The sequence below is a fragment of the Citrobacter cronae genome, from assembly GCF_016893685.1.
GTDB lineage: Bacteria > Pseudomonadota > Gammaproteobacteria > Enterobacterales > Enterobacteriaceae > Citrobacter > Citrobacter werkmanii.
Genome location: NZ_CP069763.1, coordinates 2,956,040 through 2,976,932, shown reverse-complemented (window position 1 = coordinate 2,976,932; position 20,893 = coordinate 2,956,040). Strand labels below are relative to the sequence as shown.

17 protein-coding genes are annotated in these 20,893 nt (G+C 54.2%); 10 read left to right on the top strand and 7 right to left on the bottom strand.

The window, feature by feature from the left end; translation table 11 throughout:
* Positions 1-141: 141 nt before the first annotated feature.
* Positions 142-930, bottom strand: coding sequence for an aminoglycoside adenylyltransferase family protein (locus JSN25_RS12765; protein WP_085047452.1), 789 nt, complete (start codon positions 928-930; stop codon positions 142-144).
* A gap of 175 nt (positions 931-1,105) precedes the next feature.
* Here JSN25_RS12765 and moeA point away from each other — a divergent pair, with 175 nt between their 5' ends.
* Both moeA and moeB read left to right on the top strand, forming a co-directional pair.
* The gene (moeA, locus tag JSN25_RS12760) at positions 1,106-2,341 is read left to right on the top strand and encodes a molybdopterin molybdotransferase MoeA (RefSeq protein WP_085047453.1); all 1,236 of its coding nucleotides are present in this window, start codon (positions 1,106-1,108) and stop codon (positions 2,339-2,341) included.
* Positions 2,341-3,090: a molybdopterin-synthase adenylyltransferase MoeB gene (gene moeB, locus JSN25_RS12755; protein ID WP_204524990.1), complete on the top strand. Its 750-nt coding sequence runs from the start codon at positions 2,341-2,343 to the stop codon at positions 3,088-3,090. Before moeA ends, moeB begins: the two co-directional genes overlap by 1 nt.
* Before the next feature lie 48 nt (positions 3,091-3,138).
* Here moeB and JSN25_RS12750 read toward each other — a convergent pair whose 3' ends face one another.
* A complete protein-coding gene (locus tag JSN25_RS12750) occupies positions 3,139-4,068 on the bottom strand; it encodes an Rpn family recombination-promoting nuclease/putative transposase (RefSeq protein WP_204524989.1) in 930 nt (309 codons plus the stop codon).
* Positions 4,069-4,242: 174 nt separating this feature from the next.
* Positions 4,243-4,905 carry a fructose-6-phosphate aldolase gene (fsa, locus tag JSN25_RS12745; RefSeq protein WP_087857587.1) on the bottom strand — a complete coding sequence of 221 codons (663 nt, stop codon included), beginning with the start codon at positions 4,903-4,905 and terminating at the stop codon, positions 4,243-4,245.
* 132 nt (positions 4,906-5,037) lie between these two features.
* On the opposite strand from fsa, the gene JSN25_RS12740 reads away from it, so the two are divergent.
* The 4 genes from JSN25_RS12740 (at position 5,038) to JSN25_RS12725 (ending at position 10,827) form a co-directional block, all read left to right on the top strand.
* The gene (locus JSN25_RS12740) at positions 5,038-5,937 is read left to right on the top strand and encodes a glycyl-radical enzyme activating protein (RefSeq protein WP_204524988.1); all 900 of its coding nucleotides are present in this window, start codon (positions 5,038-5,040) and stop codon (positions 5,935-5,937) included.
* 5 nt (positions 5,938-5,942) lie between these two features.
* Entirely contained in the window at positions 5,943-8,375 is a 2,433-nt protein-coding gene (locus tag JSN25_RS12735; RefSeq protein WP_204524987.1) for a glycyl radical protein, read from the top strand.
* Between the two features lie 222 nt (positions 8,376-8,597).
* Complete coding sequence (locus tag JSN25_RS12730; RefSeq protein WP_199951422.1) at positions 8,598-9,410, top strand: Cof-type HAD-IIB family hydrolase; 813 nt, start codon at positions 8,598-8,600, stop codon at positions 9,408-9,410.
* Positions 9,411-9,564: 154 nt separating this feature from the next.
* Positions 9,565-10,827 (top strand): DUF1479 domain-containing protein, encoded by a 1,263-nt coding sequence (locus JSN25_RS12725; RefSeq protein ID WP_204524986.1) that lies wholly within the window; start codon positions 9,565-9,567, stop codon positions 10,825-10,827.
* On the opposite strand, the gene JSN25_RS12720 is transcribed toward JSN25_RS12725, so the two are convergent.
* Entirely contained in the window at positions 10,824-11,897 is a 1,074-nt protein-coding gene (locus JSN25_RS12720) for a LacI family DNA-binding transcriptional regulator (protein WP_137347385.1), read from the bottom strand. The two genes, JSN25_RS12725 and JSN25_RS12720, sit on opposite strands and share 4 nt — an antisense overlap.
* 288 nt (positions 11,898-12,185) lie before the next feature.
* Between JSN25_RS12720 and JSN25_RS12715 the strand changes: the two genes are divergently transcribed.
* Both JSN25_RS12715 and JSN25_RS12710 read left to right on the top strand, forming a co-directional pair.
* Positions 12,186-13,487 carry an MFS transporter gene (locus tag JSN25_RS12715; protein ID WP_121528808.1) on the top strand — a complete coding sequence of 434 codons (1,302 nt, stop codon included), beginning with the start codon at positions 12,186-12,188 and terminating at the stop codon, positions 13,485-13,487.
* 17 nt (positions 13,488-13,504) lie between these two features.
* Entirely contained in the window at positions 13,505-15,868 is a 2,364-nt protein-coding gene (locus JSN25_RS12710; RefSeq protein ID WP_204524985.1) for a glycoside hydrolase family 31 protein, read from the top strand.
* Between the two features lie 187 nt (positions 15,869-16,055).
* Here JSN25_RS12710 and JSN25_RS12705 read toward each other — a convergent pair whose 3' ends face one another.
* Positions 16,056-17,651, bottom strand: coding sequence for an ABC-F family ATPase (locus JSN25_RS12705; RefSeq protein ID WP_038639134.1), 1,596 nt, complete (start codon positions 17,649-17,651; stop codon positions 16,056-16,058).
* Between the two features lie 232 nt (positions 17,652-17,883).
* Here JSN25_RS12705 and ldtB point away from each other — a divergent pair, with 232 nt between their 5' ends.
* Positions 17,884-18,804 carry a L,D-transpeptidase gene (ldtB, locus tag JSN25_RS12700; protein ID WP_038643088.1) on the top strand — a complete coding sequence of 307 codons (921 nt, stop codon included), beginning with the start codon at positions 17,884-17,886 and terminating at the stop codon, positions 18,802-18,804.
* Between the two features lie 94 nt (positions 18,805-18,898).
* Here ldtB and JSN25_RS12695 read toward each other — a convergent pair whose 3' ends face one another.
* Together JSN25_RS12695 and mntR are read right to left on the bottom strand one after the other, a co-directional pair.
* A complete protein-coding gene (locus JSN25_RS12695; RefSeq protein WP_085047460.1) occupies positions 18,899-20,008 on the bottom strand; it encodes an anion transporter in 1,110 nt (369 codons plus the stop codon).
* Positions 20,005-20,478, bottom strand: a complete 474-nt coding sequence (mntR, locus tag JSN25_RS12690; RefSeq protein ID WP_038639127.1) for a manganese-binding transcriptional regulator MntR — start codon at positions 20,476-20,478, stop codon at positions 20,005-20,007. Before mntR ends, JSN25_RS12695 begins: the two co-directional genes overlap by 4 nt.
* A gap of 186 nt (positions 20,479-20,664) precedes the next feature.
* Between mntR and mntS the strand changes: the two genes are divergently transcribed.
* Entirely contained in the window at positions 20,665-20,793 is a 129-nt protein-coding gene (gene mntS / locus JSN25_RS12685) for a manganase accumulation protein MntS (protein WP_003831584.1), read from the top strand.
* Positions 20,794-20,893: the final 100 nt, after the last annotated feature.

Sequence of the window (20,893 nt, the reverse complement as noted above, 5' to 3'; positions counted from 1 at the left end):
TTCGGTGACTTATTGATTCGATTTTTGAATATAGAAAGATGCAGACGTCATGTAAAGGTAAAGGCCTGCCTCTCATAATCGATGCTGTCAGGTCATTCAGATGGAGTTAACAGGAATGAATCCCCGACGACGTTGAATAACCTATTCAAGCAGATCGGTAATCTGTTTTTTTGCATGCCATACAAACCGTTGTACTGACGGCATGGATTCAGCCCAGTTCGTTTTGGCCACCCCCAGATATTCCGCACATGCAGCTTGCAGCGTGTCAGCATGCTCAACGGGCAATTTAGGCATGAGCCACGACGCGGCCTCATCCTTAGCGACAATATCGCCGGTCACGACGCTGTACCAGATACGCGCCAGAGCCAGAATAATATTGCGCTCATCACCCTCTAAATCTGCGGGTTCTTGCCACTGTTCAAGAGTATGTCGAAACGTTTTCAAGACATCATTGGCAGGAATGGCGTTGAAAAATATATCAGCGGGTTCACCGAACAACGGTACGCTGGCGCGCCGGGCCTGGGTCAGCAAAATGGCAAGATCAGCATCCGCCAGCGCCGGTTCAAACACGCCGGCGCCGATCTCCTCACGCAACCACTCGCCAAACTGCATTTCTCTTACGGGTGGGAATTGCCACGGTACGATCAGCGAGTACACAACAACGGTGACTTCCAGCGCGCGGTAACGTTCTGAGGTCCCGGGCGGCGCTGAAATGGTCAGCAATTCCCGCATCACGGTTTCTCTTAACCGGGCATCCATTGGTTCCCGTATGGTGACCAACAAATCAATGTCGCTGAGAGGTTTTAAACCGCTGTCGACAGCAGAACCATACAGATGAATAGCCACGAGATTCTCCTCGAAAAGCTGGCGGATGAGCGCACTGGCGGCATTCACCTGCCGTCGAATTGCGTCCGGAATAGGAGTAGCCATTTAGCCCCCTGGGGAAAAGAGCGGAAATATTGAGTCTATACTGCATTTTTCCTGTGGCGCTATCCTCTGGCATGAAACCTTGATCAGATCTGATTCTAAGCCTGAGGTAGCATACTGTCCGCGGCCATTTTCTGACATAATGGCCGGATTCGATTTTGCCCGCAGGAGTCTTCTCATGGAATTTACCGCCGGACTGATGCCGCTTGAAACGGCTCTCTCTCAGATGCTGTCGCGTATTACCCCGCTCACCGCCGTCGAAACGCTGCCGCTGGTTCAATGCTTTGGCCGCATTCTGGCCGCCGACGTCGTTTCCCCCATTGATGTACCAGGATTCGATAATTCGGCAATGGATGGCTATGCGGTGCGATTAGACGATTTACGCTCGGGTTTGCCGCTTGCGGTAGCAGGCAAAGCCTTTGCCGGACAGCCTTTTCACGGCGAATGGCCCGCGGGGACCTGTATCCGCATCATGACCGGCGCCCCGGTGCCTGCCGGTTGTGAAGCGGTGGTCATGCAGGAACAAACGGAACAAACCGATGACGGTGTACGTTTTACCGCCGAAGTCCGCGGCGGACAAAATATTCGTCTGCGCGGTGAAGATATTGCAAACGGTGCAGTCGTCTTCCCCGCCGGGACCCGCCTGACAACCGCCGAGCTCCCGGTTCTGGCCTCGCTCGGAATTGCTGATGCGCCTGTCGTGCGCAAAGTCCGGGTGGCGTTGTTCTCCACTGGTGATGAACTGCAACTGCCGGGTCAACCGCTGGGCGACGGACAGATTTATGACACCAACCGTCTGGCCGTTCACCTGATGCTGCAACAGTTGGGCTGCGAGGTGATCAACCTTGGGATTATTCGCGACGATCCCAACGCGCTACGCGCGGCGTTTATTGAAGCCGACAGTCAGGCCGATGTCGTTATCAGCTCCGGCGGCGTTTCAGTCGGTGAAGCGGATTACACCAAAACCATTCTGGAGGAACTGGGAGAAATTGCCTTCTGGAAGCTGGCCATCAAACCGGGCAAACCGTTCGCCTTTGGCAAACTAAGCAACAGTTGGTTTTGCGGCCTGCCGGGTAACCCGGTGTCAGCAGCCCTCACCTTTTATCAACTGGTGCAACCGCTGCTGGCGAAACTCAGCGGCAACACGGGCTGTGGGTTGCCTCCTCGCCAACGCGTACGCACCGCGTCACGTCTGAAGAAGACGCCAGGTCGTCTGGATTTTCAACGCGGCGTATTGCAGCGTACCGCAGAAGGCGAACTGGAAGTCACCACCACCGGACACCAGGGCTCACATATTTTTAGCTCCTTTAGCCTCGGCAACTGTTTTATCGTGCTGGAACGCGATCGTGGTAACGTTGAAGCCGGAGAGTGGGTTGAAGTCGAGCCGTTTAACGCGCTGTTTGGAGGTCTGTAATGGCGGAACTCAGCGACCAGGAGATGATGCGCTATAACCGGCAAATCATTCTGCGCGGCTTCGATTTTGAAGGTCAGGAAGCGCTGAAGGAGGCGCGGGTACTGGTCGTTGGTCTGGGGGGGCTTGGCTGCGCCGCGACCCAATACCTGGCAGGCGCAGGCATCGGACATTTAACGCTGCTCGACTTTGACACCGTTTCCGTGTCGAACCTCCAGCGTCAGACGCTGCACAGCGATGCAACCGTAGGGCAGCCGAAAGTGCTATCCGCCCGCGACGCGCTGGCGCGGATTAACCCTTATATCGCCATTACGCCAGTGAATGCGCTGCTGGATGATAGCGAAATTCACGCGCTGATCGCCAAATACGATTTGGTGCTGGACTGTACGGATAACGTCAGCATCCGCAATCAGCTTAATGCCGGATGCTTTAGCGCAAAGGTTCCGCTGGTTTCCGGGGCGGCAATTCGCATGGAAGGACAAATTACCGTCTTTACCTATCAGGAAGGCGAACCTTGCTACCGTTGCCTGAGCCGCCTGTTCGGTGAAAATGCCCTCACCTGCGTGGAAGCTGGCGTAATGGCTCCGCTAATCGGCGTGATCGGCTCATTACAGGCCATGGAAGCCATTAAATTATTGGCAAACTACGGTAAACCCGCATCTGGAAAAATCGTCATGTACGACGCCATGACCTGCCAGTTTCGCGAAATGAAGCTGATGCGTAACCCGGGATGTGAGGTGTGCGGGCAGTAACGGTAAGCCCCGGCGGCATTTATTTTCCGGGGCTGTATTAACATACATTCAATGCGTCAAAGATTTAATATCTTCCTCAGATAGCCCGGTGATTCTCACGATAAGCTCCCGTGGGAGACCATCGGCCAGCATTGAGTGGGCAATGCGCTGCGCTTCCTCGCGACGACCTTCAGCTAAACCTTGACGCATGCCTTTCCGTAGCCCCTTTCGCTCCCCTGCCCTACGTATTTTTTCAACAATATTCATTGTACGCTCCTTGTGTTCGGGTACCTGCTGCGCCAGCTTACGCATAAATCGCCCAAAGCGCGGTTTGTGACCATGCTGGATTAGCAGATAATTAAACAGCGCTTTTAGCTGGCTGTCATTAGCACTTCCTGTAACCAGCAGCGTAGCCAGATTGTCCACCAGTCCTACTAAATCGCGCTGGCGAATATGCTTTTGAATCAATTCCAGCAGTGCAATACGCCGGTGCTGCATAATTTCTTCATCCGGGATCACGGTAATATCCACCAATGAAAATGCCGACAGATAAAGCTGGCGCGCCAGGAGCGGATTATCAAACTCATCCAGCCAGCATAAAGAGAAGGGATAAGGCGTATCGACGCCATGATAAAACAACATCGGCACGACTAACGGTAAGCGGGTATGCCCGGCGTCAAGGTGGCTTTGCATTGCCGCTATCGCATAACGCATCAGGCGAAACGACATATGCACATCAGGACGACTTTGATGTTCAATCACGACATAGATATAACCCTCCCCTTCACTGGTTTTCATCGACCAAAGCACATCTGAATAATATGCGCGTAAGTTTTCTTCAATAAAACTGGTAGGTTGCAGTTCTAACGTCGCCAGATCACAAAGCGCCCGTAGCGTGGGAGGAAGATGAATTTCAATAAAATCACGGGCTGTGGCAGGGTATTTTAAAAATGTTTTAAACAGCGCATCGTGCGGTGTGGCTGTAGGTGTTTTTTTCATGGCGGTCCGTCACCTGATAAACATGATGACGTGAATGTACCCGTCGCGATGACGGGTAGCATGCAGGCTTTACCGGTTTTACGAGGGGGATTCGCAGTTTATTGCTCTTAACTGCAACAGATTCATTTTAACGGAATCACCTACGCAAATATGCCGGAGTAATCCGACCTAAAACTAGATCGACGTCCGTCCAAACGCCCCCTGCCAGTCCTGCTCAAACTTCACAATCGCCGCATCCACAGCCGGAGAGGTCATAAACTGCTGCGCCACGTCCAGCGGCAGCGTGATAGACTCGCAGCCTGCCAGCAGGCAATCCAGCGCCTGACGCGGCGTTTTGAAGCTGGCTGCCAGTACTTTGGCGTGCGGCGCATGCATGTTCAGTAAGGTTTGCAGTTCGGTCACCGTCTGAATACCATCTCCCCCCTGCGCATCCACGCGGTTTACGTATGGCGCAACATATTCCGCTCCCGCCAGCGCCGCTAGCAGCCCTTGCGCAGCACCGTATACCGCGGTACCCAGCGTCGGGATCCCTTCTTCTTTCAGTAGCTTAATTGCCGCCAGACCTTCTGCCGTCACCGGCACTTTGACCACGATATCCGCGATAATTGCCCGCAGTTTACGCGCATCATTGACCATGCCTTCGGCGGTCGTCGCCATCACCTGTGCAAACAGCCGGCCTTGTCCTCCCATCGCTTCCTGCAGTTGCGGCAGCAACACTTCCAGCCTCTCTTTACCTGCCGCCACAATACTCGGGTTAGTGGTCACCCCAGCCAACGGCAAAACACGCGCCAGAGCTTTGACAGCGGCAACATCAGACGTATCTAAATAGAGTTCCATAACCTTTCCTCAAACGAATAATTAGCATGAATAAAAGGTAGCACGGCGAAACCTCACGGTTAGTTGACGCACGTCAATATAACTTTCATTCGAAAGTAATTTAATCTTTATACGAAAGAAAAGAGGTCGCTTATGATTTTCAATATCCAGCGCTATTCCACGCATGATGGCCCCGGTATCCGTACCGTGGTGTTCCTTAAGGGATGCTCCCTGGGCTGTCGTTGGTGTCAGAATCCGGAAAGCCGCGCCCGCACACAGGACCTGCTCTACGACGCACGTTTGTGTCTGGACGGTTGCGATCTCTGTGCTCAGGCGGCACCTGCGGTGATTGAGCGAGCGCTGAGCGGCCTGCTTATTCATCGCGAAAAACTGACCGATGACGCTTTCGCCGCGCTAACTGACTGCTGTCCAACCCTGGCGCTGACCGTCTGCGGAGAGGTAAAAAGCGTGGACGACATCATGGCGACCGTACTGCGTGATAAACCGTTTTACGATCGTAGCGGTGGGGGTCTCACCCTCTCCGGTGGCGAACCGTTTATGCAGCCAGAACTGGCGGCAGAATTATTCAAGGCCAGCCACGATGCGGGCATTCATACGGCGGTCGAAACCTGTCTGCATGTGCCGTGGAAGTATATCGAGCCGTCATTACCTTACGTTGATCTGTTCCTGGCTGATTTAAAACATGTCGCCGACGCGCCGTTTAAGCAGTGGACCGATGGCAGTGCCTCTCGTGTATTAGACAATCTGAAAAAATTGGCCGCTGCGGGTAAAAAAATGATTATCCGCGTACCGCTGATTCAGGGTTTCAACGCTGACGAAGCCGCCATCCAGGCTATTACCGATTTTGCTGCCGACGAGCTTCACGTCGGAGAGATCCATTTTTTGCCCTATCACACCCTGGGCATCAATAAATACCACTTACTCAGTCAACCCTACAACGCACCGGATAAACCGCTTGAGGCGCCTGCCCTGCTCGAATTTGCTCAGCAGTATGCCCGCCATAAAGGTTTAACCGCGACCCTACGAGGATAATCGCCATGACCACTCTGAAACTGGACACACTCAGCGACCGTATCAAAGCGCATAAAACAGCCCTGATCCACATCGTGAAGCCGCCGGTTTGCACCGAGCGCGCCCAGCACTATACCGAGATGTATCAACAACATCTGGATAAGCCGATCCCGGTACGCCGTGCGCTGGCGCTGGCCCATCATCTGGCGGAACGTACTATCTGGATTAAGCATGACGAACTGATTATCGGCAACCAGGCGAGCGAAGTGCGCGCTGCACCGATCTTCCCGGAATACACCGTCTCCTGGATTGAAAAAGAGATCGATGACCTCGCCGACAGGCCGGGCGCTGGCTTTTCGGTAAGTGAAGAGAACAAACGCGTATTGCACGAGGTGTGCCCGTGGTGGCGCGGCCAGACCGTACAGGATCGCTGCTACGGGATGTTTACCGACGAGCAGAAAGGTCTGCTGGAAACCGGCATTATCAAAGCCGAAGGCAATATGACTTCCGGCGACGCACACCTGGCGGTAAACTTCCCGCTGCTGCTGGAAAAAGGTCTCGACGGCCTGCGCCACAAAGTTGATGAACGTCGCTCCCGCATCAATCTGACTTGTCTGGAAGACCTCCATGGCGATCAGTTCCTGAAAGCGATTGATATCGTGCTGGAGGCCGTCAGTCTGCATATTGAGCGCTTTGCCGCTCTGGCACGAAAAATGGCGTCCACGGAAACCCGCGCCAGCCGTCGCGAAGAGCTGCTGACCATGGCGGAAAACTGTGATGTGATTGCCCATGAGCCGCCTAAAACGTTCTGGCAGGCGCTGCAGTTGTGCTACTTCATCCAGTTGATTCTGCAAATTGAATCCAACGGCCATTCAGTGTCGTTTGGTCGCATGGACCAGTATCTCTATCCTTTCTACCGTCGTGATGTGGAGCTGAATCAATCGCTGGATCGCGAACACGCCATTGAGCTGCTGCACAGCTGCTGGCTGAAACTGCTGGAAGTGAACAAAATCCGCTCCGGCTCCCACTCCAAAGCATCGGCAGGTAGCCCGCTGTATCAGAACGTGACCATTGGCGGACAGAATCTGGTTAACGGTCAGGCGGTGGATGCCGTCAACCCGCTCTCCTACGCCATTCTCGAATCCTGCGGCCGCCTGCGCTCTACTCAGCCTAACCTGAGCGTGCGCTATCATGCGGGGATGAGTAACGATTTCCTTGATGCCTGTGTGCAGGTCATTCGCTGCGGCTTCGGGATGCCAGCCTTTAACAACGATGAAATCGTCATACCTGAATTTATCAAGCTTGGCATTGAACCGCAGGATGCCTACGACTATGCGGCCATTGGTTGCATCGAAACCGCCGTTGGCGGCAAATGGGGCTATCGTTGTACCGGTATGAGCTTTATTAACTTTGCCCGTGTGATGCTGGCGGCGCTGGAAGGCGGACGCGATGCCACCAGCGGCAAGGTCTTCCTGCCGCAGGAAAAAGCGCTCTCGGCCGGCAATTTCAACAATTTCGATGAAGTGATGGACGCCTGGGATACACAGATTCGCTACTACACGCGTAAATCCATCGAAATCGAGTATGTCGTCGACACCATGCTGGAAGAGAACGTACACGATATTCTCTGTTCGGCGCTGGTAGACGACTGTATCGAACGCGCGAAAAGCATTAAGCAAGGCGGCGCGAAGTATGACTGGGTATCAGGTTTGCAGGTGGGTATTGCCAACCTCGGCAACAGCCTGGCGGCTGTGAAGAAACTGGTCTTCGATCAAGGCACTATCGGCCAGCAGCAATTAGCTGCGGCACTGGCTGATGATTTTGACGGTCTGACTCACGAGCAATTACGCCAACGACTGATCAACGGCGCGCCGAAGTACGGCAACGATGACGATTCCGTTGATACGCTGCTGGCCCGCGCTTATCAGACCTATATTGATGAACTGAAACAGTACCATAATCCACGTTATGGTCGCGGTCCGGTTGGCGGCAATTACTACGCCGGGACCTCTTCTATCTCCGCCAACGTGCCGTTTGGCGCGGCAACCATGGCAACGCCGGATGGCCGTAAAGCACACACCCCGCTGGCGGAAGGCGCAAGTCCGGCTTCCGGGACGGACCATCTCGGCCCGACGGCGGTGATTGGCTCGGTGGGTAAACTGCCTACCGGCTCCATTCTCGGCGGTGTGTTGTTAAATCAGAAGCTGAATCCGGCCACGCTGGAGAATGAATCAGATAAACAAAAGCTGATGATCCTGCTGCGCACCTTCTTTGAAGAGCACAAAGGCTGGCATATTCAGTACAACATTGTGTCCCGTGAAACGCTGCTGGAAGCCAAAAAACACCCGGATCAATACCGTGACCTGGTGGTGCGTGTCGCAGGCTATTCCGCCTTCTTCACTGCCCTGTCTCCGGATGCGCAGGACGATATCATCGCGCGTACTGAGCATATGCTGTAAGCAATATTGTAGGCCGGATAAGGCGTTCACGCCGCCATCCGGCACGCTACCCTCCCCATTGCCGGATGCGCTGACGCTTATCCGGCCTACAACTGCTCTCCCCTTAGCCGGGTAAGGCGAAGCTGCCACCCGGCCTTTTACTTTCATTCGAAATTAAATTTGTGCTTCAGGTCACATTGTTATTAGAATGTTTCTGGTCGCAGTTATGAGCCAGGAGCAAGTATGACCATCAAAGTTATCGTCACCGATATGGACGGAACTTTTCTCGACGACGCCAAGAAATACGATCGTGCACGTTTTATGGCGCAGTATCAGGAACTGAAAAAACGAGATATTGAATTTGTCGTGGCCAGCGGCAACCAGTATTTCCAGCTGATCTCCTTTTTCCCGGCGCTTAAAGACGAAATATCGTTTGTCGCTGAGAATGGCGCGCTGGTTTATGAGCATGGCAAGCAGTTGTTTCACGGCGAGCTTACCCGTCACGAATCACGCATTGTTATTGGCGAACTCCTCAAAGACAAGCAGCTCAATTTTGTTGCCTGTGGTCTGCAAAGCGCCTACGTCAGTGAGAATGCTCCTGAGTCTTTCGTGGCATTGATGTCGAAACACTACCATCGCCTGAAACCGGTGAAGGATTATCAGGACATTGATGATGTGCTGTTTAAGTTTTCGCTGAACTTACCCGACCAACAAATCCCGTTGGTTATCGATCACCTGCATACCGCTCTGGATGGCATAATGAAGCCCGTCACCAGCGGCTTTGGGTTTATCGATTTGATTATTCCGGGCTTACATAAAGCCAACGGTATCAGCCGCCTGCTGAAACGCTGGAACCTGTCTCCACAAAACGTCGTCGCCATTGGCGATAGCGGCAACGATGCAGAAATGTTGAAAATGGCGCATTACTCTTTCGCCATGGCCAATGCGGCAGAGAGCATCAAAGCGATTGCCCGCTATCAGACCGATGACAATAACCATCAGGGCGCGCTGAATGTGATTCAGGCGGTGCTGGATAACACCTCTCCTTTTAACTAACGTCTAATCCTGCTAACCGGGGCGTGCTCCGGTTCTCACGCTTAATGCATTCCGTGCACACCATCAAGTTTTTAAACTTGCATTAACCTATTTTTAACTTATATTGCATGTGTAAGATAAATTAGTTTCGAATGAAAGTTAATGCGAGGTGGTTATGGCTTTTACGTTTACCAGCGACACATTGCCCGTCGATCACAAAACGGCAATCCGTCAGATGAAACAGCAATTGCGGGCACAGCTTGGGGATGTTCAGTTGATTTTCAATCAGTTGAGCGATGCCATTGCCACTCGCGTGGCGGAAATCAACGCCCTCAAAGCGCAAGGTTCTCCGGTTTGGCCAACGTTGTCCTATGCGGATATCAAGGCGGGACGCGTAAACGCAGAGCAGCGTGAAGAGATTAAGCGTCGCGGATGCGTGGTCATCAAGGGACATTTCCCCCGCGAACAGGCGCTGGCATGGGATCAGTCGATGCTCGATTACCTGGATCGAAACCATTTCGATGAGGTCTACAAAGGCCCCGGTGATAACTTCTTTGGCACCCTCAGCGCATCCCGACCGGAGATCTACCCCATCTACTGGTCCCAGGCGCAAATGCAGGCCCGTCAGAGCGAAGAAATGGCCAATGCGCAGTCATTCCTTAATCGCCTGTGGACGTTTACAAGCGAAGGGAAACAATGGTTTAACCCGGACGTCAGCGTCATCTATCCTGACCGCATACGTCGTCGTCAGCCGGGAACAACGTCCAAAGGGCTGGGCGCGCATACGGATTCCGGCGCGCTGGAGCGCTGGCTTCTGCCGGCATATCAGCAGGTCTTTGCGAATGTTTTCAATGGCAAGCTGGAAGATTACGATCCATGGCAGGCGGCGCATCGCACAGAAGTTGAAGAGTACACGGTAGATAACACCACTAAATGTTCAGTATTTCGTACCTTCCAGGGCTGGACGGCACTCTCCGATATGTTGCCAGGTCAGGGATTGTTGCACGTAGTCCCGATTCCTGAAGCGATGGCCTATGTGCTATTACGTCCATTGCTTGACGATGTGCCGGAAGATGAGCTTTGCGGCGTCGCGCCCGGCAGAGTTCTGCCGATTTCCACGCAATGGCATCCGCTGCTAATAGAGGCGTTAACCAGTATTCCGCAACTGGACGCCGGAGACTCCGTCTGGTGGCATTGCGATGTGATCCACTCCGTCGCGCCGGTGGAAAATCAGCAGGGCTGGGGCAATGTGATGTATATCCCTGCCGCGCCGATGTGCGAAAAGAATCTGGCCTACGCCCACAAAGTGAAGGCCGCGCTGGAAAAAGGCGCGTCGCCGGGGGATTTCCCGCGCGAGGATTATGAAGCTGACTGGGAAGGACGCTTCACGCTGGAGGATTTGAATATCCACGGTAAGCGTGCGCTGGGTATAGCTTAGCTGTCGTACAGTCCTTCCCGATCAACGGCGGTGCGTCGTTTCCCCTGACGTATCCGCCGTACTGATTCCCGTACGGCCAGCATGCCGTTAAGCAACAACGTCCCCACCGGCGCATCCGGGCGCATCAGCCGCTGCTGGAGCATATATACCGCTTCCGTTCCAAGTTCATCGCGGGGAACATGCACTGCGGTTAAGGGTACATCCTGAATCGCCGCCAGATTAAAGCCGTCGATGCTCATGACAGAGACGTCCTGAGGTACGCGCAGGCCGTGTTTTTGCAGGGCACTGATGGTACCCGCCGCCATAAAATCGCCGCCAACTAAAAATGCAGTCGGCAGATCCTTACCCTGCCGCTCAATAAGCCAGGCATTTACCAGCTCCTCCGTTTCACGAGCGCTAAAGCTCGGCACCACCAGCAGATCGCGCAGGTCATTAAATTTCAGGTTGTGTGACTGCCACGCGTCGCGGATCCCCGACAGGCGCAGCTCCATAGTGTAGCGGCGCAGACACATTACATTCAGCACCTCCCGGTGCCCCATTTCGAACAGATATTCCGCCGCCCGTTCGCCAATGGCGCGGTGATCGGGCGTGACGGCGGGCAGGCGCATGTGCCGGTCCCGGCAGTTAATTAACATGCAGGGTTTAGCGACATCCACCGCCAGATCGTGGATATGAGGATCGTCGATACCGAGAAGAATGGCGGCCTGGGTGTCCGGCTCGTTCATTCGCGTCAGAAACAACTGCGCATCGCTATCATTCTCTTCCAGCGCGCAATAGCGCAGGCGAACCTCGTGGGATGCCAGGCCTTTACTCACGCTCTGGATCACGCGGTAGTAAAAGATGTCGGACCGCTCGTCAAACGCCCGCTGCGGCGCAAAAACCACCAGAGAGTTAAGCAGCAAACGCCCGGCCGCCATGCCGTCAATCACCCCCAGCTCCCGCGCGCATGCCAACACCTTTGCCCGTGCTTTCTCACTGGTGTTGGCCTTCCCCGCCAGCACGCGGGAAACCGTGCTGATAGAGAGCTGAGTACGGGCTGCGATTTCGGTAATTTTTAGCCTTTTGTCCATTTTGTGATCTGGCTCCATTTGCAAAATGAAAAAATTTTCATGGCGTATTTATCAGTAAATAACTGGCATGGGAGCCATCATGCCAAATGACTTACGTTATTTATGAGAAATTTTGCACAAAAACGACTATTTCCCGCTCATGTTCTCCCTTAAGGTGAACTTGTCACACCACTTCCATACTAGTTGTATATCAACTTACGTATTTAAAACGCATAGAAATCAAATACATAAAAATTTGTGTGACACCTGAACCTCCGTCCCCTTACCGTCCGTCTTGTGGAGAGTAAAATGAGTCAGGACATCAATAACACCGTTGCGACAAGCAACACCCGTCGCGTCATCAAGAACCTGCGCTGGTACATCCTGGTGCTGTTCTTACTTGGCGTCACCGTTAACTACATCACCCGAAACTCGTTAGGTATTCTCGCTCCGGAGTTGAAAGAGAGCCTCGGCATCACCACCGAGCAATACTCCTGGATCGTCGGCGCGTTTCAGATTGCCTACACCATTTTCCAGCCCCTGTGCGGCTGGCTGATCGACGTTATCGGCCTGAAGATTGGCTTTATGATCTGCGCCGCGATATGGGCGCTGATGTGTATTTTCCACGCGGGCGCCGGAAGTTGGCTACACCTGGCCATTCTTCGCTTCTTTATGGGAGCGACCGAAGCGGCTGCGACCCCGGCGAACGCCAAAACCATTGGCGAATGGTTCCCGAAATCAGAACGTCCTGTTGCCGCAGGTTGGGCGGGTGTGGGTTTCTCCATCGGCGCGATGCTGGCACCGCCTATCATCTACTTTGCTCACGCCTCGTTCGGCTGGCAGGGCGCGTTTATGTTTACCGGCGTGCTGGCGCTGCTATGGGTGATCCTGTGGTGGGCGTTCTACCACAATCCGGAACAGCACCCGAACCTGAGTAAGGACGAGCTGGCGTTTATTAAGCAGGATAACGAACCGCCAGCGGTCAAACTGCCCTTCCTGACTGCGCTGAAGACCGTCTCAAAAAACAAACGCTTCTACGGCATCGCCATCCCGGCCTTTATGGCGGAGCCCGCCTGGGCAGTGCTGAGCTTCTGGGTGCCGCTGTACCTTGCCAAAGAGCACGGTATGGATTTGAAGCAGATTGCGATGTTTGCCTGGCTGCCGTTCCTCGCCGCCGACCTCGGTAGCGTGGTGAGTGGTTACCTGACGCGTCTGTATACCCGTCTGTTCGGCTGCTCCCGCGTTAACTCTGTGGTAGCAAGCTCCGTGACGGGCGCGTTCCTGATGATCTCTCTGGGCATCGTAGCCATCACCCGCGACCCGTATATCACCATCGTGCTGATCTCCATCGGCGGCTTCGGGCACCAGATCATCTCCTGCATGCTGAGCGCCCTGGTCGTGGAGTCGTTCGACAAAGGCCAGATGGCGACTGTCAACGGCATGCGCGGCTCTGCTGCGTGGATCGCCAGCTTCCTGTTCTCGCTGTTAATCGGCGTAACCGCCGACAAAATCGGCTTTAACCCGCTGTTTATTGCCATGGGCTTCTTTGACCTGATTGGCGCTGTCTTCCTGGTAGCATTTATTGCTGAACGTCGCGCTAAACGCGCCTGATAGTGGATGTATTACATATGAAAACCCTGAAAAACTGGATCGTAGACAAGCAGTCAGCAAACCATCTTGAACTGCTGGTCGATAACCAGCACCGTCTGTGTCTGTATGTGCTGGAAGAGAATCTTTTCCGCGTGCTGGTTAAGCGCAAAGGCGAGCTGGCGCTGGACCGCACCTGGAGTATCGCACCGGAAAAAGACGTGCCGTGGGAAGGCCGCCATCGTGACGACATAAGCGGTTTCTCCTGCCCGGCCTGGAACCTGACGCAGCAGGATGGTGCGCTAACCGTGGCAACCGAACAGCTACGCGTGACCGTCCACCAGCCGCTGTGGCTGGAGTGGCACTACCGCAATGAGGCGGGCGAGTGGCAGCCGCTGGTCAATGACCGTCCAACCAGCGCCTACCTGCTGAATGCCCACGGCGACGGCGTGGCGCACTATCTGAGCCGCTCTAAGGATGAGCGTTTCTACGGCCTGGGCGAGAAAGCGGGCGATCTGCAGCGTAACGGTAAACGCTATGAAATGCGCAACCTCGATGCGATGGGCTATAACGCAGTCAGCACTGACCCGCTGTACAAGCACATCCCATTCACTATCGCCCGCCGTCATGATGTGAGCTACGGCCTGTTCTACGACAACCTGAGCAGTTGCTGGCTGGATTTGGGTAACGAAATCGATAACTACCACACCGCCTATCGCCGCTGGCAGGCGGAAGCCGGTGATATTGATTACTACATCTTTACCGGCAAGCGCGTGCTGGACGTCACCAAAGCCTTTGTCCGTCTGACCGGCAAAACGCTGTTCGGACCCAAATGGAGCCTGGGCTACAGCGGCTCGACCATGCATTACACCGACGCACCGGACGCGCAGAACCAGCTCATGAACTTCATCCGCCTGTGCGCAGACCACGCTATTCCGTGCGACTCGTTCCAGCTCTCGTCCGGCTACACCTCGATCAACGGCAAGCGCTACGTCTTTAACTGGAACTACGACAAGGTGCCGCAGCCGAAGGTGATGAGCCAGGCGTTCCACGACGCGGGGCTGAAACTGGCGGCCAATATCAAACCGTGCCTGTTGCAGGATCACCCGCGTTATAACGAAGTGGCAGAACGCGGCCTGTTTATTCGCGATTCAGAAACCGATGCGCCAGAACGTTCCAGCTTCTGGGATGATGAAGGCTCTAACCTTGACTTTACCAACCCGCAGACTATCCAGTGGTGGCAGGAAGGCGTGACCACGCAGTTGCTGGAGATGGGGATCGACGCCACCTGGAACGACAACAACGAGTTTGAAGTGTGGGACGGCGAAGCGCGCTGCCATGGCTTCGGCCAGGAGATCGCTATCAAGCACATTCGCCCGGTGATGCCGCTGCTGATGATGCGCGCCTCGCTGGAAGCGCAGCAGCGTTTCGCCCCGGAGAAGCGCCCGTATCTCATCTCCCGTTCCGGCTGCGCCGGGATGCAGCGCTACGTGCAGACCTGGAGCGGTGATAACCGCACCAGTTGGGACACCCTGCGCTTCAACACCCGCATGGGGCTGGGGATGAGCTTGTCCGGGCTGTTCAACGTCGGTCACGACGTCGGCGGTTTCTCCGGCGACAAACCGGACGCCGAGCTGTTTGTCCGCTGGGTACAAAACGGCGTGATGCATCCGCGCTTTACCATTCACTCTTGGAATGATGACCACACGGTGAACGAGCCGTGGATGTATCCGGGCGTGACGCCTGCCATTCGTGGAGCCATTGAACTGCGCTATCGCCTGCTGCCGTATCTTTACACCCTGCTCTGGCAGGCGCATGCCGACGACGAGCCGATGCTGCGCCCGACCTTCCTCGATCACGAGCACGATGCGCAGACCTTTGAAGAGTGCGATGACTTCCTGCTGGGCCGCGACCTGCTGGTGGCAAGCGTCGTCGAAGCCGGGCAGCGCGAGCGTCGCGTCTGGCTGCCGGATAACGAAACCGGTTGGTACGATTTTTATACCAACGAGTGGTTCGCTGGCGGGCAATCGATCGTTCTCGACGCGCCGCTGGAAAAACTGCCGCTGCTGGTACGCGCAGGTGCTGCTCTTCCGCTAAGCGAACGCATTACCCACGTGTCTGCTGAAAAAGACAACACCCGTGAGCTGAAGCTGTTCCCGGTGAAAGGCGTCGGCACAACCTCCGGCCTGCTGTTTGAAGATGACGGCGAAAGCTGGGGCTACCAGAATGGCAATGCGCTGTGGGTGGAATGGGAGATGGTGTGTGATGGCGCAGCGATCAATCTGAAGGTCAACGCGCGTGGGGATTATCATCCGGCGTGGAAGGCGCTGAAGGTGTCGTTACCGGCGGGGGAAAAACGTAAGCTGCTGGTGAATGGGGTTGAAGGGGGCGAGTGGCTGGTGTAGTGCTGCCTGATGCCCTCACCCTACCCCTCTCCCACAGGGAGAGGAAATAAAGGCTCGACGCCTTTCCCTAAGTATTTCGCGCTGCAGGAAGGCGGCAAACCTGTGAATCCCCGGGAGCTTACATTAGTAAGTGACCGGGGTGAACAGGTGAAGCCAACACATCTGCAGCGTGAAAGACGACGGGAAATTAGCCGTCGATACCTTTACTACGCAGGTAATCTTCGTAGTTACCGGTGAAGTCGATCACGCGCTCCGGCGTAATTTCAATCACACGGGTTGCCAGAGAACTGACGAACTCACGGTCGTGAGAAACGAAAATCAACGTGCCCTGATACATTTCCAGCGCCATGTTCAGCGACTCAATCGATTCCATATCCAGGTGGTTAGTTGGTTCATCCATTACCAGAATATTCGGTTTCTGCATCATCAGCTTACCGAACAGCATGCGCCCTTTTTCACCACCGGAGAGCACTTTTGCAGGCTTCTTGATATCGTCCTGGCTGAACAGCAGACGACCGAGGAAGCTGCGCACAACCTGTTCATCATCGCCTTCTTGTTTCCACTGGCTCATCCACTCGAATACGGTCAGATCGTTTTCGAACTCATATTCATGATCCTGCGCATAGTAACCAACTTGCGCGTTTTCGGACCACTTCACGGTACCGTTATCCGGCTGCAAATCACCGACCAGCGTTTTCAGCATAGTGGATTTACCCACGCCGTTGGCGCCCAGAATGGCAATCTTCTCACCCACCTCGAGCAGCAGATTGAAGTTTTTAAACAGCGGGCCTTCATCAAAACCTTTAGTAAGCGCTTCCACTTCCAGCGCGTTACGGAACAGTTTCTTATCCTGCTCGAAGCGAATGAACGGGTTCTGACGGCTGGAAGCTTTAACTTCTTCCAGTTTAATTTTATCGATCTGACGGGCGCGGGAAGTCGCCTGACGAGATTTTGAGGCGTTGGCGCTAAAGCGGCTGACGAAAGATTGCAGGTCAGCAATCTGCGCTTTCTTCTTGGCGTTATCGGCCAGCAGACGTTCACGCGCCTGGGTGGCCGCCGTCATGTATTCGTCGTAGTTCCCCGGATAAACACGCAGTTCGCCGTAGTCCAGATCCGCCATGTGCGTGCAGACCATGTTCAGGAAGTGACGGTCGTGCGAAATGATGATCATGGTGCTGTCACGTTCGTTCAGCGTCTGCTCCAGCCAGCGGATGGTGTCGATATCCAGGTTGTTCGTTGGTTCGTCGAGCAGCAGAATGTCCGGGTTAGAGAACAGCGCCTGCGCCAGAAGCACACGCAGCTTCCAGCCGGGTGCGACTTCGCTCATCGGCCCGTAATGTTGTTCTACCGGAATACCCACGCCCAGCAGCAGTTCGCCCGCACGCGCTTCAGCAGAATAACCGTCCATTTCACCGTACTGAACTTCGAGGTCAGCCACTTTATAGCCGTCTTCTTCACTCATTTCGGCCAGCGCGTATATACGATCGCGCTCCTGCTTCACTGCCCACAGTTCAGCATGCCCCATGATCACGGTGTCAAGCACGGTGAACTCTTCAAAGGCGAACTGATCCTGACGCAGCTTACCGATGCGCTCATTCGGATCGAGGGAAACGTTACCCAGCGTCGGTTCGAGATCACCGCCGAGAATTTTCATAAAAGTGGATTTACCGCTACCGTTCGCGCCAATCAGGCCGTAACGGTTGCCGCCGCCAAATTTGACGGAAATATTTTCAAACAGCGGCTTACTGCCAAACTGCATGGTGACGTTGCTGGAAACTAACACTGGCGTATCCTGAAAGAGAAAGAAATATGTGACAAACCGCTTATTATGCCATAAGTCTACGATAAGATCGCCCCTTCATGCTGAAGGGGGAAAGTGAAAGCAAAAGGAAAAAAATGTGATTTAGTACACATCCGAATTCCTTGTTGCTCAGATTGCACATATAATGCGTGCCCAACACTACATAAATCTCAACCCACTCGCCTGCCTGGCACTGAATCTCGCATACATGAAGATGAATATGAAATTGACAACGCTTTTCGCGGCGGCACTTGCAGTAGTTGGTTTTTGCAACACTGCCTCAGCCGTCACGTACCCGCTGCCTACCGATGGTAGCCGTTTGATTGGCCAAAACCAGGTCATCACCATTCCTGAAGGCAATACCCAACCGCTGGAGTATTTTGCGGCAGAATATCAGATGGGTCTGTCTAACATGCTGGAAGCGAACCCTGGCGTGGATACTTTCCTGCCGAAGGGCGGCACCGTACTGAACATTCCTCAGCAGTTGATCCTGCCGGATACCGTGCATGAAGGTATTGTTATCAACAGCGCTGAAATGCGTCTGTACTACTACCCGAAAGGCACCAACACCGTTATCGTTCTGCCGATCGGTATCGGCCAGTTAGGCAAAGACACGCCGATCAACTGGACCACCAAAGTAGAACGTAAGAAAGCGGGCCCAACCTGGACGCCAACGGCGAAAATGCATGCGGAATACCGCGCTGCGGGCGAACCGCTGCCAGCCGTGGTTCCGGCAGGCCCGGATAACCCGATGGGGCTGTACGCACTGTATATCGGCCGTCTGTATGCTATTCACGGCACCAATGCTAACTTCGGCGTTGGTTTACGTGTCAGCCACGGTTGTGTCCGTCTGCGTAACGACGACATCAAATTCCTGTTTGAAAATGTGCCGGTCGGCACTCGCGTACAGTTTATCGATGAGCCGGTGAAAGCCACTACCGAACCAGACGGCAGCCGCTACATCGAGGTACACAACCCGCTGTCCACCACGGAAGCACAGTTTGAAGGCGGGGAAATCGTACCGATTACGCTGAACAAGAGCATTACCAGCGTCACCGGTCAGTCTGATGTCGATCAGTCCGTCGTTGAGCAGGCGGTACAGAACCGTTCTGGTATGCCGGTTCGTCTGAACTAATCTGCTATACATGCCCGATGGCGCTACGCTTATCGGGCCTACCAACGCAGTAGGCCGGATCAGGCGCCAGCCGCCATCCGGCACACCATATCAATTACATCATCTGCAGCAAAACATACCCTACCAGCGCCGCCCATATCAGCATCGGCAACGAATACCAATGAAAACGCCACCAGATCCGTCGATCGTTTGCCATGCGTAAAGCGATAAGATTCGCCAGCGATCCCGGCAGCAGACCAAATCCACCCACATTAACTGCCCAGGCCAGCAGCAGCGTCGGCGGAACGTAGTTCAGCAACAAAATCGTACTGGGAACATTACTGATAAACTGCGACAGGCCAATGGCCGTCAACCAGAGACCCGGCGCTGAGAGCGTGCCAATCTGGTGCGTTATCCCCTGCAATGCCGGTAGCTGCGTCAGCAAATACACATCGATAAACATCGCCATAAATACCAGCAGCAGCGTCCAGTCCACGCTGAGGATGACGCGACGCGCCAGAACCATGAACCCCGCCGCCACAATCGCCAGACCCCACAGCTCTTGTTTTAACTCCAGCGCCGTCAGAAAGATGATATACAGCGCCAGACAGCTCCACACCAGGCGTGGTTGCCAGTCTGGCGCGCGCGTCCCGGTATGATAGTGCAATGCTTTGTTCGGGAAACTGAACCAGCACAGCACCACCAGCGTCAGCATCATGGCACCCGCGAGCGGCGCCATTTGCCACGTAAACGCGGTAAATGACAACCCGGAGCGCCCCCACATCAGGATATTTTGCGGATTGCCGATTGGCGTCAGCAACGATCCGGCGTTTACCGCCAGCGCCTCAAAGATAATCAGGCGATTCACCGGAATGGCGCACAATTTTTTCAGGGTGATGGTCAGCGGGACAACAATAAACAATGCCACATCGTTGGTCAGAAACGTCGACAGCAGCGCCGCCGCCAGCACCATAAATATCGCCAATTGGCGTTCAGTGTGAAAGCGGCGGGTCATCTTGCGCCCTAACACATCGAAGTAACCGCTTAATTCAACGCCTTTGGTCAGTAACATCAGGCCGCTAAGCGTAATAATGGTGTGCCAGTCAATCGCTCCAGGCCAGGAACGGGGCGTAAATGGCGTGAACACGCTCAGTACAACCCCGACGATGATTAACAGCTGGAAAAAACGATCGCGCTGCAAGGCGCGTAGTAAAGGAAAACTCATTCAGAGCCAGATCCTTGCTGTTGCGTAAAACGGCTAAAAGCCTCCAGCGTTTCCTTACTGACGTGGTGCTCCATTCCCTCTGCGTCACGGCGGGCAATTTCCGGGCTGATACCTAACATCAACAGGAAATTTTCCACAATCTGATGACGCTCCCGGCTCTCCTGGGCCAGACGTTCGCCTTCTGCGGTTAAAAACACACCGCGCCAGGGGATCATTTCAATCAACCCGACGGAAGCAAGGCGCTTCAACATTTTGGCAACCGTCGGCTGGGAAACCCCGAGTCGGGCAGCCATGTCAACCTGGCGCGCTTCACCCACCTCAATAATGAGATCGGAAATCAGCTCTACGTAGTCATCAATCAGCTCGCGGCGATGCGCCTCCCGGACCTGACGAAATCCTTCAACGTGTTCTTCGACATTCACCAATTGCGTCACTTTTTTTGTTGTTGGCGTACCTGCGCGACGACTCATTCTGCTTCCTCGTTACTGTGACGCGTTAACGGCATCTGATTAGAGAGCGCTCATTGTAAACCAGAGTTGCGTGGGCACAAAAAATTAACGTTTTAGCAATAGCTATATAATATAGCCTGTGCTATATCTGTATATAATAAAGACATCCCTCAAGGACTGATGGGATCGTGAAGTCAGGAGGTTTATATGAATGAATTTAAGAGGTGTATACGCGTGTTTAGCCATTCTCCCTTTAAAGTACGGTTGATGCTGATCTCTATGCTGTGTGACATGATCAACAGCAAACCAGAGCAGGATAAACCTTCAGAAAAATAATGCGGCGTCGCGGTACGCCGCTTCCTTTCCCTGCTGTCATCTGGGTACAGTAGTGTTTTTCGTCCCAATAACCCTGCTTTTTGTCAGTTTTGCCACCTCT

Bases quoted from the DNA above. Each gene is read 5' to 3' on its own strand.
- JSN25_RS12765 (WP_085047452.1), bottom strand. From the start codon at position 930: ATGGCTACTCCTATTCCGGACGCAATTCGACGGCAGGTGAATGCCGCC.
- moeA (WP_085047453.1), top strand. From the start codon at position 1,106: ATGGAATTTACCGCCGGACTGATGCCGCTTGAAACGGCTCTCTCTCAG.
- moeB (WP_204524990.1), top strand. From the start codon at position 2,341: ATGGCGGAACTCAGCGACCAGGAGATGATGCGCTATAACCGGCAAATC.
- JSN25_RS12750 (WP_204524989.1), bottom strand. From the start codon at position 4,068: ATGAAAAAAACACCTACAGCCACACCGCACGATGCGCTGTTTAAAACA.
- fsa (WP_087857587.1), bottom strand. From the start codon at position 4,905: ATGGAACTCTATTTAGATACGTCTGATGTTGCCGCTGTCAAAGCTCTG.
- JSN25_RS12740 (WP_204524988.1), top strand. From the start codon at position 5,038: ATGATTTTCAATATCCAGCGCTATTCCACGCATGATGGCCCCGGTATC.
- JSN25_RS12735 (WP_204524987.1), top strand. From the start codon at position 5,943: ATGACCACTCTGAAACTGGACACACTCAGCGACCGTATCAAAGCGCAT.
- JSN25_RS12730 (WP_199951422.1), top strand. From the start codon at position 8,598: ATGACCATCAAAGTTATCGTCACCGATATGGACGGAACTTTTCTCGAC.
- JSN25_RS12725 (WP_204524986.1), top strand. From the start codon at position 9,565: ATGGCTTTTACGTTTACCAGCGACACATTGCCCGTCGATCACAAAACG.
- JSN25_RS12720 (WP_137347385.1), bottom strand. From the start codon at position 11,897: ATGGACAAAAGGCTAAAAATTACCGAAATCGCAGCCCGTACTCAGCTC.
- JSN25_RS12715 (WP_121528808.1), top strand. From the start codon at position 12,186: ATGAGTCAGGACATCAATAACACCGTTGCGACAAGCAACACCCGTCGC.
- JSN25_RS12710 (WP_204524985.1), top strand. From the start codon at position 13,505: ATGAAAACCCTGAAAAACTGGATCGTAGACAAGCAGTCAGCAAACCAT.
- ldtB (WP_038643088.1), top strand. From the start codon at position 17,884: ATGAATATGAAATTGACAACGCTTTTCGCGGCGGCACTTGCAGTAGTT.
- JSN25_RS12695 (WP_085047460.1), bottom strand. From the start codon at position 20,008: ATGAGTTTTCCTTTACTACGCGCCTTGCAGCGCGATCGTTTTTTCCAG.
- mntR (WP_038639127.1), bottom strand. From the start codon at position 20,478: ATGAGTCGTCGCGCAGGTACGCCAACAACAAAAAAAGTGACGCAATTG.
- mntS (WP_003831584.1), top strand. From the start codon at position 20,665: ATGAATGAATTTAAGAGGTGTATACGCGTGTTTAGCCATTCTCCCTTT.